Source organism: Nocardia sp. NPDC019219 (genome assembly GCF_040632645.1).
Taxonomy (GTDB): Bacteria; Actinomycetota; Actinomycetes; order Mycobacteriales; family Mycobacteriaceae; genus Nocardia; species Nocardia sputorum.
On record NZ_JBEYCG010000013.1, the window covers coordinates 1 to 13,844 of the forward strand.

Sequence of the window (13,844 nt, forward strand, 5' to 3'; positions counted from 1 at the left end):
CGGGGGTCTGGCGTTGGGCTACCTGGGCGGGTTCAAATTTTATACCAGCCGGAAGCCGGCCCACCGCGAGGTGGGCCGGCTTCCGGCGTTTCCGGCGTCAGATCCCGTCGAGGGTGACGACGGCGAACGGCGTCTTCGGGCTGCCGGGGCCCATCGGACCACCCTTGTCGAACTGCGAGGAGACGATCAGGGTCCGGTCGCCGGCGCGGGCCAGGGTCGTCGGGATGGCGAGTGCCTCGTCGCTGCGCTGGCGGTCCAGCGTCGCGGTGGCCCCGTCGCCGGAGACGGTCCAGCGGCTGATCGTGTTCGTGGTGTTGTGCGCGGCCCACAGGGTGCCGTCGCGCAGGTCGAGTCCGTCGCCCTGGCGGAGATCGCCGCCACGCAGGGTGACCTTGCCGATCGGGTTCGCTTCGGGCGACAGCGCGATCCGGTACAGGTCGCCGCGCGGCATGTCGACGGTGAGCAGATAGCGGCCGGCCGGGTCGGCGACTATGCCGTTGAGGCTGAAGCCGCCCGGCTCGATCGGCGGCAGCACGGAGCGTAGGTCGAACTGCGGGCTCAGTTCTGCGCGCCCGCCCTGCGCTCTGGCCGCGGCCAGTTGGTCCTGGGTGACGCGATAGACGACCGCCCGCGTGCTGTCGGTCAGATACGCCGTGCCGTCCGGGGTGAAGGCGAGATCGTTCACGAAGCGGGGATCGCTTCCGGGCACGGTGAAGTCGGCGAGCAGAGCGCGGGTCGCGACGTCGTATACCGCGACACCGGTGGTCGAGTCGGTCACCCACAGCCGCCCCGCGGCGTCGACTTTCAAGCCGTTGGCGGTCTTGTGATTGCCTGCGCCTTCGGGCAGGAAGACTTCGGCGCGCCGGGCGTCCGGGGTCGCTCGGTAGACGGCGCCGGTGGTGTACGAGCCGACGTAGACGTCGCCGGTGCGCGCGTCGACCGCGATGCCTTCCGGGTATACGCGGTCGCCGGGGAGTTCGTACACGGTGTGGACGGCGGCGCTGGGCGTGTCACCGGCGCCGCACGCGGCGAGCGTGACGCAGGCGCTCGCCGCGGCCAGGCTCGACAGCAGGCGGTGGGGAAGTGCGTGGGGCATCGAGATACGAGTCCGTTCTATCTAATGCATTCACATTTGAAAACGTCTATGAATCTAAGTTAGAACTCTAATATCCGTCAAGGTTCATATGATGTGACGCACGGATACCATGCGGTTATGACGTCGTTGCCCGCCGCCCAACGGATCGGCTCGTATCTCAAACGTGCCGAGCAGGCCCTCAACACGGCCAAGAACGCCGCGTTGAAACCGGCGGGAGTCACTGTGCCGCAGTACGCCGCACTGCTGTTCCTCGCGGAGAATCCCGGCATCTCGGCCGCCGCCCTGGCCCGGCTCTGCGGCGTCACCCCGCCGTCGATGAACACCGTGCTGGGCAATCTGCAGGATCGGGGGCTCATCGAGCGCACGCCGCACCCGTGGCACAAGAACGTCCTGGAGACCACGCTGACCGACAAGGGCGCGGCGGTGATGCGCGACGCGGACGTCCGCGCGGTCCGGGTCGAACGGGCCCTCGCCGAGGAGTTCACCGACGCCGAACGGGCTACGTTGCAGGACTTGCTGACTCGATGCGCGGACCGGCTGGACTCGATCCGCCCCGGTCCCGCCGCCTAGTGAAGAGCGGCGCGACCGGGGGCCGCGCCCCTCTCGGGTCGGGTCAGGCGGGAACCGGAATCGCGGTCGGAGACTTGATCTTCGCGAGGGCGAGCGCGAGCGCCAGGCAGGCGATGAGTGTTGAGGTCCACGGCAGCCACTCGGCGCCGTGGGATTCCAGCACGGTCGCACCGATGATCGACCCGAGGCCCGCGCCGAGGTAGATGGCCGATCCGTTCAGGCCGAGGGCGACGGTGGGCGCGTCGTGGGCGATGCCGAAGAGGCGGTGCTGCTGCGGGACCAGGATCGCCGAACCGAACAGCCCGGTGACGGCGAGTACGACGAACACCGCCCATGCGGCAGGGACGGCCACGCCGAGCAGCGCCAGGCCGGCCAGCGCGCCCGCGAGCCCGACGATCAGCGTGCGCCGCGGGCCGTAGCGGTCGACCGCCCGACCGGCCTGCGCGTTGCCGATCACCTGGCCGATGCCCATGGCCAGCAGCAACCAGGCGAGCATGGTCTGCGGCACCGAGGCCGAGACCACGACCGGCAGGTAGACCACGGTGGTGTAGACGGCGGTGATCTGCGTTGTCGTCACGATCAGCACGCGCAGCACCGGCGGCCGGGTCAGCACGCCGATCCGGTCGCGCAGGCTCGTGCTCGGCAGCGTCACCCGCGGCAGGAGCAGCACGAGTACCGCTGCTACCGCCCCGCCCAGCGCGATCCCCCACAGCACGCCGCGCCAGCCGACCCAGCGCTCGGCGAAGATGCCGATCGGCACGCCCGCGACGCTGGACAGCGTGATGCCCGCGGTCACGATCGACAGCGCCCGTCCCCGGTGGGCGTCATCGGCTACGACGCCCGCGACGGCGAACGCGTTGGCCTGAAACGCCGCCGCCCCGATCGCCGCCACGACGCGCGCCGCGGCCATGATGGCGAAGCTTTCCCCGGCGGCCTGCCCGATCATGCCGATGACGAAGAGCGCGGCGCCGCCCCCGAGTACCCAGCGGCGATCCCAGGAGCCGGTCGCCGCGGCGATCACCGGGGAGGCGAGGGCATAGGTCCAGGCGAACATCGTGGTCAGCTGCCCGGCGGTGGCCACCGAGACGTGCAGGTCGGCGGCGATCAGCGGTAGCAGGCCGCTGAGTACGAAGCCGTCGGTGCCGAGCACGAAAGTGCCCACGGCGAGCGGAAGGAGCGACCGATAGAGATTGTTCGATGGTTGTCGAAGCATCATGGAATGAGGGTCGGGTATGATTCGATTGTTGTCAAACGATCGGAGAATGGAGATGCGCCCGCTGCCGCAGCCGAGCACCGCCGACATCGATCTGGTCCGAGTGCTCAGCGCCCTCGCCGACCCGGTCCGGCTGGAGCTGGTGCGCGCGCTTGCCGGGGAGCGCGAACCGCTGAGCTGCAATGTCCGGGAGTTCGACGTGGAGATCACCGCGGCGACCGCCTCGCACCACTGGAAGGTGCTGCGCGACGCGGGCATCACGACGACCTTCGTCTCCGGCCGCAATCGGCTGGTCGAATTACGGCGCGACGACCTGGAGCAGCGCTTCCCCGGCCTGCTGGACGCGGTCATCACCGGCGCTCAGCGCTGACCCGCCCGCCGGGCGCGTCCCCGGCCGGTGCGGCGCACGAGAAACCCTGCCGCCGTGGGCATCGACCCGCGGGCCGCCTCGCCGTCGGCCCCCGGCATCAGTGATCGGACGGGCAGATGTTCGTCGCGCAGCCTGCACAGCGCCGATGTCCCGAGGGGCGGTCGGCGTGCCGGGCGAGCGGACCGGTCGTACGCTGAAGCCATGCCGGACCGGATCGGAGGTGTGCTCTACGACATCGACGGCGTCCTGGTGACCTCCTGGCAGGAGATCGAGGGCGCGGCCGCCGCGGTGCGCCGGATCCGGGAGAGCGGGCTGCGCCGCGCCTTCCTGACCAACACCACTTCGCGCACCTGTGACGAGATCGCGAAGCGTCTGTGCGACACGGGTATCGACGTCGAGCCCGCCGAGATCGTCACCGCCGCACGGCTCACCGCCGAGTTCGTGCGCGGCCGCTATCCCGGAGCCGCCGTCTGGGTGCTCAACCACGGCGACATCGAGGCCGACCTCGCGGGCCTCACACTCGACGACGATCATCCGGACGTGGTGGTGATCGGCGGCGCTGGACCGGAATTCAGCCATGCGGCGCTGAGCCGGGTGGTGGAACTGATGCTGGACGGCGTGCCCGTCGTCGCGATGCACAGCGGGCTGACCTGGGCGACGGCGGACGGACTGCGCGTCGACGCGGGCGCGTACCTGCCCGGACTGGAGGCGGCGGGCAACGCGCGCATCGAGGTGGTCGGCAAGCCCGCCGCGCCCGGCTTCCGGACCGCCGCGGCGTTGATGCGGCTCGACCCGGCGGAGGTTCTGATGATCGGTGACGACCTGTATTCGGACGTGCTCGCGGCGCAAGACGCCGGGTTGACCGGCGTGCTGGTGCGCACCGGTAAATTCCGGTCGGGAGTGCTGGCGTCGGCCGATCGCCCGCCCGATCACGTGATCGATTCCGTGGCCGCGCTGCCGGAATTGCTGGCCCGGCAAGGGGGTCGGGCGAACCCGCCGTAACCGACGAATCGGAATGAAACAAAAAATTCTACAGTTTCCCTCTAAAATTGCCCGCAATCGCGGCACTGCTGGGTATCGTCTGTTCCGGCAAATAGCCAGTGACAAGGAATGTCTCACGGACAGATCGGAGTTGCCGGATGCTCGATTCGCTGATGAGCGTGCTTGTGCGCAAACTACTATGGTCGCCGGGCTTCGGCTCGGCGACCGATCAATGAGGTAGCAACTGCTCAGCCAACTTTCGGCTAACGCATTGTCGGCCGAGGGTTGTAACGAAGGGCCCGATCCATGACGATGAGTTCGGGCCCTTCTGTATTGTCTGCCCCAATGTCACAGGATGCGAATACGGGTCGAATGTATGCCGGGCAACCCGTGGAGGACCGGCAGCGTCAGCGGCGTGCGCGTTTTCTGGAGTCAGGCCTGACGGTCTTCGCGCGGGACGGCTACGCCAACAGTTCGGTCGGCGCCATCTGCAAGGACGCCGGACTCTCCTCGCGACAGTTCTACGAGGAGTTCACCGGTCGCGAGTCCCTACTCCTAGAGCTGTACGAGCAGATCGACCGGGAGTCGCGGGACGCGGTGAAGAAGGCGCTGGACGCCAAGTCCGGGGCGAAGTCGCTGGACGTCATCGACGCGGCCGTCCGCGCCTACGTCGAATCGATCGGATCCGATCCGCGCAAGGCGCGCGTCGCCTTGGTGGAAGTGGTCGGCGCGGGCCCGAAGGTGGAGAAATTCCGGCTCGCGGTGCGCCGGGAATGGGGTTCGCTGCTGGCCGGCGCCGCCGAAGACGCCGCGTTGCACGGCGAGATTCCCGCCGGCGACTACGAGATGCGGATGCTCGCCATCATCGGCGGCGTCAACTATGTGGTGGACTCCTGGAGCGGCGCGGAGCCGCGCCCGCCGCTCGACGACGTGATCCGGGTGCTGAGCAGGGTGATCATCGGCGCGGTGCGCGCCTAGCGTTCCGGTCCGCGGGATCGGCGGTGACGAGCGCGGTAACGTGCGGGGATGCAGACAGTTCCGATCCAGATGCCGGACGGCACCACGGTCCCGGTGCGGTTGATCCCCGCCGGGGGCGCGCACCGGCACCCGGTCACCCCGGATACGCCGCGCCCGGTGCTGGTCATCGTGCCCGGCCTCGGCGTCCCCGCGGGTTACTACGAACTGTTCGCCGCGGGCCTGGCGGCGCGCGGGTTCGACGTGGCCATCGGTGAGCTGCGCGGCAACGGCGACAGCAGGCCGAAGCCGAGTTCCGCCAGCACGTACGGCTACCACGAGCTGGTCTCGGTGGACTTCCCGGCGATCTTCGAGGTGGTCCGCGAGCAGTTCCCGGACAGCACGCCGTATCTGCTCGGGCACAGCATGGGCGGTCAGCTCGGCGTCATGTACGCCGCGCGCATCCGCGGCAGGCTCGGCGGGCTCGTCCTGGTCGCGTCCGGCACGCCGTATTACCGTGGCTATCGCGGACTTTCGGGTCCGGGGATGCTGGTCGGCACCACGGCCATCTCGCTGACGGCCAACCTGGCCGGCTTCTGGCCCGGCGACCGGGTCTCGATGGGTTTCGGCCGCCAGTCCAAGGTGCTGATCTCCGACTGGGCCCGGCTGGCCCGCACCGGCCGGTTCGTCCCGGTCGGCGCGGACATCGACTACGAGGAGCGCATCGCGCGGCTGAAGCTTCCGGTGCTGTCCATCACGATGACCGGCGACGACCTCACCCCGCCCAGCTCCGCCGAGCACCTGCTGGAGAAGCTGCCCAACGCCGAGGTGACGCGCTGGCGGCAGCCCGAGCCACTGGGGCACAACGGCTGGATCCGCCAGTACACCAGCACCGTCGACCAGATCGAGAAGTGGCTGCGCGACCGTTGATCAGGCGCGGCGTTCGATCAGCATCTGGGTGAAGAACTCGTAGATCAGCGCCGCCTGGAAAGCCGACTGCTTGTTGTCGGCCGCGCCGCCGTGGCCGCCCTCGATGTTCTCGTGGTACCAGACCTCGTGGCCCTGTTCCTCCAGCAGCGCCGCCATTTTGCGGGCGTGGCCGGGGTGCACCCGGTCGTCCCTGGTGGAGGTGGTGAGCAGGATCGGCGGGTAGGCGCGGTCGGCGCGGGCGTTCTGGTAGGGCGAGTACTTGCCGATGTACTCCCAGTCCTCGGGCTTGTCGGGGTCGCCGTACTCGGCCATCCAGGAGGCGCCCGCGAGCAGCAAGTGGTAGCGCTTCATGTCCAGCAGCGGCACCTGGCAGACGATCGCGCCGAACAATTCGGGATAGCGGGTCAGCATCACGCCCATGAGCAGTCCGCCGTTGCTGCCCCCGACCGCGCCGAGCTGATCCGCGGTGGTGATGCCGCGCGCGACGAGGTCCTTCGCGATCGAGGAGAAGTCCTCGTACACCTTGTGCCGGTTGGCCTTCTGCGCCGAGGTGTGCCACTGCGGCCCGTACTCGCCGCCGCCGCGGATGTTCGTCATCACCCAGGTCCCGCCGCGCTCCAGCCACCCCATGCCCGACGCGCCGCTGTAGGCGGGGGTGCGCGACACCTCGAAACCGCCGTAGCCGGACATCATGGTCGGCCCGGGGGAGCCCTCGCGGTCACGATGGCGGATCACGAAGTACGGCACCTTGGTGCCGTCGTCGGACGTGGCGAAGAACTGCTCGGTCACCACGCCGTCGGCGTCGAAGAACCCGGGCTCCTGCTTGAGCCGCTCGGTGCGCTCGCCGACCGCGCCGGTCAGCAGCGTGGCCGGAGTGGTGAATCCGCTGGTGTTGAGCATGAACTCGTCGCCGTTGTCCAGCGGGTCGAGGTTCAGCACGCTGGTGGTGGCCATCGGCGGGGTGTCGGCCAGCGGCTCGCGGCGCCAGCCGTCCGTCCCCGGCGTCAGCACGTAGAGCTTGGTCTGCACGTCTTCGAGCGTGACCAGCAACAGGTGGTTCTCGGTCCAGCCGTAGCCGTGCAGCGAGGTGTGCGCGTCCGGGGTGAAGAGAACCTCGAAATCGCGGTCGCCGGCCAGGAACTTCTCGAAGTCGGCGGTCAGCAGCGCGCCCGCCGGATAGCTCGCGCCGCCGACTTCCCACGGCGACTTCAGCCGTACCAGCAGCCAGTCCTTGTACCAGGATTCATCGGCGTCGCTGGGCAGGTCCAGGTACCGCAGTGTGCCGCCGGCTTCCAGCAGGTAGACCTCTTCGTTGAAGAAGTCGGTGGCGCGGCCGACGTAGTGCCGTTCGTAACCCGGGGTGCGGTCGTAGCCCGCCGACACCGCGACATCGCCGCTCTCGCCCTCGAAAACAGTGATCGCGTCGGCCAGGGCGGTGCCGCGGCGCCAGCGTTTCGCGATCCGCGGGTATCCCGAATCGGTCAGCGAACCGGGGCCGAAGTCGGTGCCGACGTACACCGAGTCGATGTCGATCCAGCGGATCTCCGACTTCGCCTCCGGCAGGAAGAAGCCGCCGTCGGCCGGCTCGAGGAACACCCTGCGCTCGAGGTCGAACTCGCGGACCACCTTCGCGTCCGCACCACCCCGTGACAGGCTGATCAGCGCGCGGGACTGCTCCGGGCGCAGCACCGCCGCCCCGCCCCACACCCAGTTCTCGTCCTCGGCGGCGGCTACCGCGTCCAGGTCGATCAGCACGTCCCAGTCCGGCGAGTCTTCGGCGTACTCCGCGAGCGTGGTGCGCCGCCACAGGCCGCGCGGATGCTCGGCGTCGCGCCAGAAGTTGTACAGCCACGGGCCGCGGCGCGCCGGGTAGGCGATCTTGGTGTCGGTGTCAAGCATGTCGAGGATGCGACGCTCCAGGTCGCGGAAGCGCTCGGAGTCGGCGAACCGGGCGTGCACCACCGCGTTGTGCGCGCGAGCCCAGTCGAGGGCGCGCTCGTCGGTCACTTCTTCCAGCCAGAGGTAGGGGTCGGTCACAGTCCGCTCAACGCCGCTCATCCCCACATTGTGGCCGAGCGGCGCGGCGCGGGTTCACCAGGAGTGCGCTACGTCGACTACGACGCGCGATCCGCCGCCCGGCCCGGTGAGGGTGGACACCTGGAACGGCAACCGGGCGCGCGTGCCGACGCCGATCGTGGTCTGGCCCTCGAAGGAGCCGGCCCAGGCCACTTGGCGGAAGGTCCGGTGGTCCCGCACGTCGGCGAGCTCCGTCCGGTTCGACGGGTTGTAGGTGGGGGTGAACGAGTCGTCGTAGGCGGGAGCGTTGAGGGTGATGCTCAGGAACGCTCCGCCGCGCAGCGGGACAAGCGCTCCGGAGCCGTCCATGACGACCCGCTCGACGTAACCGACGTGATAGCCGGTCACCGGTCCGGCGACGTCGAACACCAGGCGGTCGAAGCAGTCGTGCCGGCCGGCGCGGACTCCGGTCAGCGGCGCGAGCGACCGGGCTTGGCTCGTCTTGGGGATCGACCCCCAACCGGACGCGCACGCCGGGGCGGCGGACGCCGGGGCGGGCGCGATCCAGAGACCGGCGAATGTCACGAAGGAAAACAACAGCAGAAGCAAGCGACGCATGGTCGCACCGCCTTCGGGGCACGGGAGGATTGATGTACTTCATGCATCGGTCCAGGTGGGCGCCCTGTTACCGGCGATGGCGTCGAAATATGTTGGCCGCTATCGCAACTCGGTAGCTACGCGGAGCCGGGAGCCGCCGACCGTTCGCCGCGTGCCGATGCTCGCTCGGTGCGGACAGTAGGATCGCTGCTGGCGAGGCCGATCCGACCAGGAGGTTCGAGGTTGCCACCCTTCCTCTGGGAGCAGCACTGCTGTCTGCCGCTGACGCCTGCCGCACGCATCGGCGACCTCGCCCGTTACCCGGCCGGATCGTATTTGTCGGTGAACGTCGGATACTCCCGGCAGTCGACCGCCGACTCGCTGGCGCTGCTGGAGCGATTTCGCCGTGCCGCTGTGGCGGACGGGCGGTTTCATCTGGTCGACAGCATCGACGACGTCGGAGCGCCCGGCGCCATCGCGCTCGCGTTCGATTTGGAGGACTCCGGCCCGCTCGGCGGCGATCTGGACAACGTCGCGCGTTTCGCCGAACTCGGCGTGCGGTCGCTGCTGCCCGCCTACAACCACGCCAACGCCGCGGGTTGTGGATGCCTGGACACCGAGGACACCGGCCTCACCGGATACGGGCGCGACCTCGTCCACGCGCTCAACGAAGCCGGTGTCTTCGCCGACGGCTCGCACTGCTCCCGGCGCACCGGGCTGGAACTGGCCGAGCTCAGCGTCGTCCCGATGATCTACAGCCACTCCAACTTCGCCGCGCTCTGGGACCACCCGCGCAATATCACCGACGACCAAGCGCGCGCCTGCGCCGCGACCGGCGGCGTGATCGGGATCAACGGCGTCGGCATCTTCCTCGGACGCAACGCGGCAGGCGAGCGCGCCGAGCGGATCGCGGCGATGGCGCGGCACATCGAGTACGGCGCGGAACTCGTCGGCGTCGAGCACATCGGCATCGGCTCCGACTACTCCTTCGACGCCGAGGACTTCAACGCCGAGATGGCGAACAACCCGGGCGCTTTCTCCGAGGCGTACACCAAATACGGTCCGTTGCAGTGGGTCCCACCAGAAGACCTGACCGGTGCCTCCGACGTCCCCGGCCTCGACGAGGCCCTGGCCGCCCGCGGCTTCACCCCCGCCGACCGAGCCGCGGTCTTCGGCGAGAACTTCCGCCGCGTCGCCCGCCAGGTCTGGCGAACCTGAGCCCTTCGCGTTGGTGCCCGGCTGCTCACGGGAGGCGGACCAGCATTTTGCCGGTATTGGCGCCGGAAAGGACGCCGAGGAAGGCGGTGGGAGCTTGATCGAGTCCGTCGTACACGGTTTGCCGGGTGCGCAGGGTGCCGTCGGCAAGCCAGCCGGCGGCCTTGGCGATGTATTCGCCGAAGCGGGGGAGATAGCTGGTGACCAGCATCCCGCGGAGGGCGAGTTCCTTGACGGCGGCGAGGTAGAGGTCCGGGCCCGGCTCGCCGGTGGCGCCGTTGTAGCCGCTGATCGCTCCGACCAGTGCGATGCGGCCGGTGGGACGCATGGCCTCGACCGCGACCCGCAGGTGTTCGCCGCCGACGCTGTCGAGGTACACATCGATGCCGCCCGGTGCGGCCGCCGCCAGCTGCCCCGCGAGATCGCCTTCCCGATAGTCGATGGCGGCGTCGAAGCCGAACTCGTCGAGTAGCAGCGCCGTCTTGACCGCGCCGCCCGCCGAACCGACGACCCGGGCCGCGCCGAGCCGTTTGGCGATCTGCCCCGCCACGCTGCCGACCGCGCCCGCCGCCGCGGAGATGAACACGGTGTCGCCCGGCTCGACCCGCGCTACGTCGACGAGTGCCGCGTACGCGGTCAAACCGGTGGTGCCGAGCGCGCCGAGGTAGTGCTGAGGTGCGGCGAGCGAGGTGTCGACCGGCGTCGCGGTGTCGGCGTCGACCACCGAATAGTCGCGCCAGCCAGCGAAATGGGTGACCGTCGCGCCCACCGGGATGCTGGACGCCGACGCGATCACCGCACCGACCGCCGAGCCCTCCAGGGCTTCCCCTACCTGGAACGGTGCGATGTACGACGGACGGTCGTCCATCCGCCCGCGCATGTACGGGTCGACCGACATCCAGGTGTTGCGGACGAGGATCTGCCCGTCGGCGAGTGCGGGGAGCGGTCGTTCGACCAGCGCGAAGTTCGCCACCGTCGGCACGCCGGTCGGGCGTGCGGCGAGGTGGATCTCGCGTGCGGTGCTCGGGATGGTCGCGTCGGTCATGGTGGTGCCTTCCGTCCGGGTTGCGCTGCGGCCGGGTGTCCGAAATGCGTCGGCTCTCCGGCATCCACGACGCTACGAGCGCTTCGGCTCCGCTCCCAGGTCCCGCGCCGCCATCAACCGGTCCCGACGCGCCGCCGCGCTGCGCGAAGTCCTCCGGGCGTCAGCGCTTTCCGGCTCCCGACGGGGGTGAGCCGCTCCACCGCCGGTAGGCCTTGCGCAGCGCCCGGTCGTCGGCGAATCCCAGCCGACCGGCGATTGCCGCGGTGGTCGACCGGCCCTCGGCGAGCAGGACGCGTGCCCGCTCGTAGCGGGCGCGGTCGTATTCTGCGCGCCACGTGGTGTCCTGCTCGGACAGTCGTCGTTGCAAACTGCGGGTGCTCACCGCCAACCTGCGTGCGACGGCCCCGAGCGAGGCGTCGCGGTCATCGATCGCCGCCGCGAGCGCGATCCGGAAGGACTCCAGCGGTCCCGCGATCGGCCGGGCGGTGGCCAGCACGAGGTCGGCGTGACTGCGCAGCAACTCCGCCAGCCGAGGATCGGCGCGCACCAGCGGCGCGCGCGCGTCGGCTTCGGCGAAGACAACCGCGTCGACCGGCCCGCCGAACTCGATGCGGTCGGTGCCGAACGCCTCGATGACCACCCGGTGGTCGGCCGGCGCGGGACCACTGAAGACAACGCGTTCGGGAACTACCGGACGGCCGGTGGCTTCGCGGGCGCGGCGCAGGTAGTAGGCGAGTACGTACTCGGTGATCGTCGCGGCCGTCGCCGGGTCGGGCGCGGTGGTGCGGAAGGCGACGCGCAACGCGCCGTCATCGTTCAGCGTCAACTCCTCCGCGGCCGCGGTGACCAGGCGGTGGTAGGGCTCAGCCGCGCGCAGGGCATCGGCCAGCGTCGGCCCGTTGGTGACCAGGTAGTCCCAGGTGGTGAGGGTGCCGAGTGGTGCGGCGGCGGCCACGGCGAGTCCCGCGCCGGGACCGGTCGTGCTGTGCGCCAGCAGATCCCACAGCCGGAGCACCGAGCGCAGCGGAATCCGGTTCAATTCGCCGGTCAGTGTGGCGTCATCGGTTCCGGGAACGGCTGCCAGCACCTCGGGCCGGACTCCCGCGTCCGCGGCGGTGTCGCGGACCAGCCGGGTCAGATGGGTGGAAGCGGTCCCGTCGAGTGGATCCGACAGTGTTCCCGCGTCGTTGGCAACGGGTGCCGCGATCGGATCGAAACGGCTGCTCACGCGGCATGCTAACGCCGCGCGACCGGCGCGTTCTTCCCGATCGGGGGAAGTTCCGCGATCGGTGTGAACCACGCCGCACAGTTGTGGGGTACGGGTGCGTGCGGGTTGCATCGCGGAGTTAGGCTCGGGGCGTGACTTCCCACTACGATGTCGTCGTTCTCGGTGCTGGTCCCGGCGGATACGTCGCCGCGATCCGCGCCGCTCAACTCGGCTTGCGAACAGCGATCGTCGAGCAGAAATACTGGGGTGGTGTGTGCCTGAACGTGGGCTGCATCCCGTCCAAGGCGCTGCTGCGCAACGCCGAGCTCGCCCACATCTTCACCAAGGAGGCGAAGACCTTCGGCATCTCCGGTGAGGTGAACTTCGACTTCGGGGTCGCCTTCGACCGCAGCCGCAAGGTCGCCGACGGCCGGGTCAAGGGCGTCCACTTCCTGATGAAGAAGAACAAGATCGACGAGTTCGACGGCAAGGGCACCTTCACCGGCCCGAACTCGCTCTCGGTCGAGCTCGGCAAGGGCGGCACCGAGTCGATCACGTTCGACAACGCGATCATCGCGGCGGGCACTGTCACCAAGTTGCTGCCCGGCACCCGGCTCAGCGCCAACGTGGTCACCTACGAGGAGCAGATCCTCACCCGTGACCTGCCGGGCTCGATCCTCATCGTCGGCGCGGGCGCGATCGGCATGGAGTTCGGTTACGTCCTGAAGAACTACGGCGTCGACGTGCGCATCGTCGAGTTCCTCGATCGCGCGCTGCCGAACGAGGACGCGGACGTCTCCAAGGAGATCACCAAGCAGTACAAGAAGCTCGGCATCACCATCACCACCGGTGCGGCCGTGCAGTCCATCGAGGACGACGGCGCCAAGGTCACCGTCGCGATCAAGGACAACAAGTCCGGCTCGATCGAGACCGTCACCGTCGACAAGGTGCTGCAGGCCGTCGGCTTCGCCCCGCGCGTCGACGGCTACGGCCTGGAGACCACCGGCGTGGTGGTCACCGACCGCGGCGCGATCGGGATCGATGACTACATGCGCACCAACGTGCCGCACATCTACGCGATCGGCGACGTCACCGGCAAGCTGCAGCTCGCGCACGTCGCCGAGGCGCAGGGCGTGGTGGCGGCCGAGACCATCGCGGGTGCGGAGACCGTCACCCTCGGCGACTACCGGATGATGCCGCGCGCCACCTTCTGCCAGCCGCAGGTCGCCAGCTTCGGCCTGACCGAGCAGCAGGCCCGCGACGAGGGCTACGACGTGAAGGTCGCGACCTTCCCGTTCACCGCCAACGGCAAGGCGCACGGTCTCGGCGACCCGACCGGTTTCGTCAAGCTGATCGCCGACGCCAGGTACGGCGAACTGATCGGCGGGCACCTCATCGGCCCGGACGTCTCCGAGCTGCTGCCCGAGCTCACCCTCGCGCAGAAGTGGGATCTGACGGTCAACGAGCTGACCCGCAACGTGCACACCCACCCGACGCTCAGCGAGGCCCTCCAGGAAGCCTTCCACGGCCTGGCCGGCCACATGATCAACTTCTGATCCGGTCGCGGAGAAAGGGCGTGCGGTCGCTGATCGCGCGCCCTTTTCGTCTGTCCGGCAAGAGTTTCCGCACCGGTAGGGAAGTCGGCGGTCG

The 13,844-nt window shown here is 69.4% G+C and carries 13 protein-coding genes; 7 read left to right on the forward strand and 6 right to left on the reverse strand.

All coding sequences use genetic code 11. The annotated features are described in order from the left end of the window. Positions 1 to 97: 97 nt before the first annotated feature. Positions 98 to 1,096, reverse strand: a complete 999-nt coding sequence (locus tag ABZ552_RS22795; protein ID WP_357439571.1) for an SMP-30/gluconolactonase/LRE family protein — start codon at positions 1,094 to 1,096, stop codon at positions 98 to 100. Positions 1,097 to 1,213: 117 nt separating this feature from the next. On the opposite strand from ABZ552_RS22795, the gene ABZ552_RS22800 reads away from it, so the two are divergent. Further along, entirely contained in the window at positions 1,214 to 1,666 is a 453-nt protein-coding gene (locus ABZ552_RS22800; RefSeq protein ID WP_357439574.1) for a MarR family transcriptional regulator, read from the forward strand. Positions 1,667 to 1,709: 43 nt separating this feature from the next. Here ABZ552_RS22800 and ABZ552_RS22805 read toward each other — a convergent pair whose 3' ends face one another. Beyond that, positions 1,710 to 2,882: an MFS transporter gene (locus ABZ552_RS22805; protein WP_357439576.1), complete on the reverse strand. Its 1,173-nt coding sequence runs from the start codon at positions 2,880 to 2,882 to the stop codon at positions 1,710 to 1,712. Between the two features lie 46 nt (positions 2,883 to 2,928). Here ABZ552_RS22805 and ABZ552_RS22810 point away from each other — a divergent pair, with 46 nt between their 5' ends. From ABZ552_RS22810 to ABZ552_RS22825, 4 genes are all read left to right on the forward strand, one after another. After that, entirely contained in the window at positions 2,929 to 3,249 is a 321-nt protein-coding gene (locus ABZ552_RS22810; protein ID WP_201298008.1) for a helix-turn-helix transcriptional regulator, read from the forward strand. 201 nt (positions 3,250 to 3,450) lie between these two features. After that, positions 3,451 to 4,251, forward strand: a complete 801-nt coding sequence (locus tag ABZ552_RS22815; RefSeq protein ID WP_281875976.1) for an HAD-IIA family hydrolase — start codon at positions 3,451 to 3,453, stop codon at positions 4,249 to 4,251. Between the two features lie 351 nt (positions 4,252 to 4,602). Continuing rightward, positions 4,603 to 5,208, forward strand: coding sequence for a TetR/AcrR family transcriptional regulator (locus ABZ552_RS22820; protein ID WP_281875974.1), 606 nt, complete (start codon positions 4,603 to 4,605; stop codon positions 5,206 to 5,208). 48 nt (positions 5,209 to 5,256) lie between these two features. Continuing rightward, complete coding sequence (locus ABZ552_RS22825) at positions 5,257 to 6,114, forward strand: alpha/beta fold hydrolase (protein WP_281875972.1); 858 nt, start codon at positions 5,257 to 5,259, stop codon at positions 6,112 to 6,114. Here the strand turns inward: ABZ552_RS22825 and ABZ552_RS22830 are convergent, their stop codons facing one another. Together ABZ552_RS22830 and ABZ552_RS22835 are read right to left on the reverse strand one after the other, a co-directional pair. Continuing rightward, on the reverse strand, positions 6,115 to 8,172 hold the full coding sequence (locus tag ABZ552_RS22830) for a prolyl oligopeptidase family serine peptidase (RefSeq protein WP_281916419.1): 2,058 nt from the start codon (positions 8,170 to 8,172) through the stop codon (positions 6,115 to 6,117). A gap of 33 nt (positions 8,173 to 8,205) precedes the next feature. After that, positions 8,206 to 8,748 carry a hypothetical protein gene (locus ABZ552_RS22835; RefSeq protein ID WP_281875969.1) on the reverse strand — a complete coding sequence of 181 codons (543 nt, stop codon included), beginning with the start codon at positions 8,746 to 8,748 and terminating at the stop codon, positions 8,206 to 8,208. 222 nt (positions 8,749 to 8,970) lie between these two features. On the opposite strand from ABZ552_RS22835, the gene ABZ552_RS22840 reads away from it, so the two are divergent. Next, positions 8,971 to 9,945, forward strand: coding sequence for a membrane dipeptidase (locus tag ABZ552_RS22840; protein WP_357439582.1), 975 nt, complete (start codon positions 8,971 to 8,973; stop codon positions 9,943 to 9,945). Positions 9,946 to 9,970: 25 nt separating this feature from the next. Here the strand turns inward: ABZ552_RS22840 and ABZ552_RS22845 are convergent, their stop codons facing one another. Both ABZ552_RS22845 and ABZ552_RS22850 read right to left on the reverse strand, forming a co-directional pair. Then, positions 9,971 to 10,987: an NADP-dependent oxidoreductase gene (locus tag ABZ552_RS22845; RefSeq protein ID WP_357439585.1), complete on the reverse strand. Its 1,017-nt coding sequence runs from the start codon at positions 10,985 to 10,987 to the stop codon at positions 9,971 to 9,973. Positions 10,988 to 11,147: 160 nt separating this feature from the next. Continuing rightward, complete coding sequence (locus ABZ552_RS22850) at positions 11,148 to 12,215, reverse strand: AraC family transcriptional regulator ligand-binding domain-containing protein (RefSeq protein ID WP_357439588.1); 1,068 nt, start codon at positions 12,213 to 12,215, stop codon at positions 11,148 to 11,150. Between the two features lie 131 nt (positions 12,216 to 12,346). Between ABZ552_RS22850 and lpdA the strand changes: the two genes are divergently transcribed. After that, positions 12,347 to 13,750: a dihydrolipoyl dehydrogenase gene (gene lpdA / locus ABZ552_RS22855; protein WP_281875965.1), complete on the forward strand. Its 1,404-nt coding sequence runs from the start codon at positions 12,347 to 12,349 to the stop codon at positions 13,748 to 13,750. The last annotated feature ends 94 nt before the right edge of the window (positions 13,751 to 13,844 follow it).

Bases quoted from the DNA above. Each gene is read 5' to 3' on its own strand.
- ABZ552_RS22825 (WP_281875972.1), top strand. From the start codon at position 5,257: ATGCAGACAGTTCCGATCCAGATGCCGGACGGCACCACGGTCCCGGTG.
- ABZ552_RS22815 (WP_281875976.1), top strand. From the start codon at position 3,451: ATGCCGGACCGGATCGGAGGTGTGCTCTACGACATCGACGGCGTCCTG.
- ABZ552_RS22805 (WP_357439576.1), bottom strand. From the start codon at position 2,882: ATGATGCTTCGACAACCATCGAACAATCTCTATCGGTCGCTCCTTCCG.
- ABZ552_RS22795 (WP_357439571.1), bottom strand. From the start codon at position 1,096: ATGCCCCACGCACTTCCCCACCGCCTGCTGTCGAGCCTGGCCGCGGCG.
- ABZ552_RS22820 (WP_281875974.1), top strand. From the start codon at position 4,603: ATGTATGCCGGGCAACCCGTGGAGGACCGGCAGCGTCAGCGGCGTGCG.
- ABZ552_RS22830 (WP_281916419.1), bottom strand. From the start codon at position 8,172: ATGAGCGGCGTTGAGCGGACTGTGACCGACCCCTACCTCTGGCTGGAA.
- ABZ552_RS22845 (WP_357439585.1), bottom strand. From the start codon at position 10,987: ATGACCGACGCGACCATCCCGAGCACCGCACGCGAGATCCACCTCGCC.
- ABZ552_RS22835 (WP_281875969.1), bottom strand. From the start codon at position 8,748: ATGCGTCGCTTGCTTCTGCTGTTGTTTTCCTTCGTGACATTCGCCGGT.
- ABZ552_RS22810 (WP_201298008.1), top strand. From the start codon at position 2,929: ATGGAGATGCGCCCGCTGCCGCAGCCGAGCACCGCCGACATCGATCTG.
- ABZ552_RS22800 (WP_357439574.1), top strand. From the start codon at position 1,214: ATGACGTCGTTGCCCGCCGCCCAACGGATCGGCTCGTATCTCAAACGT.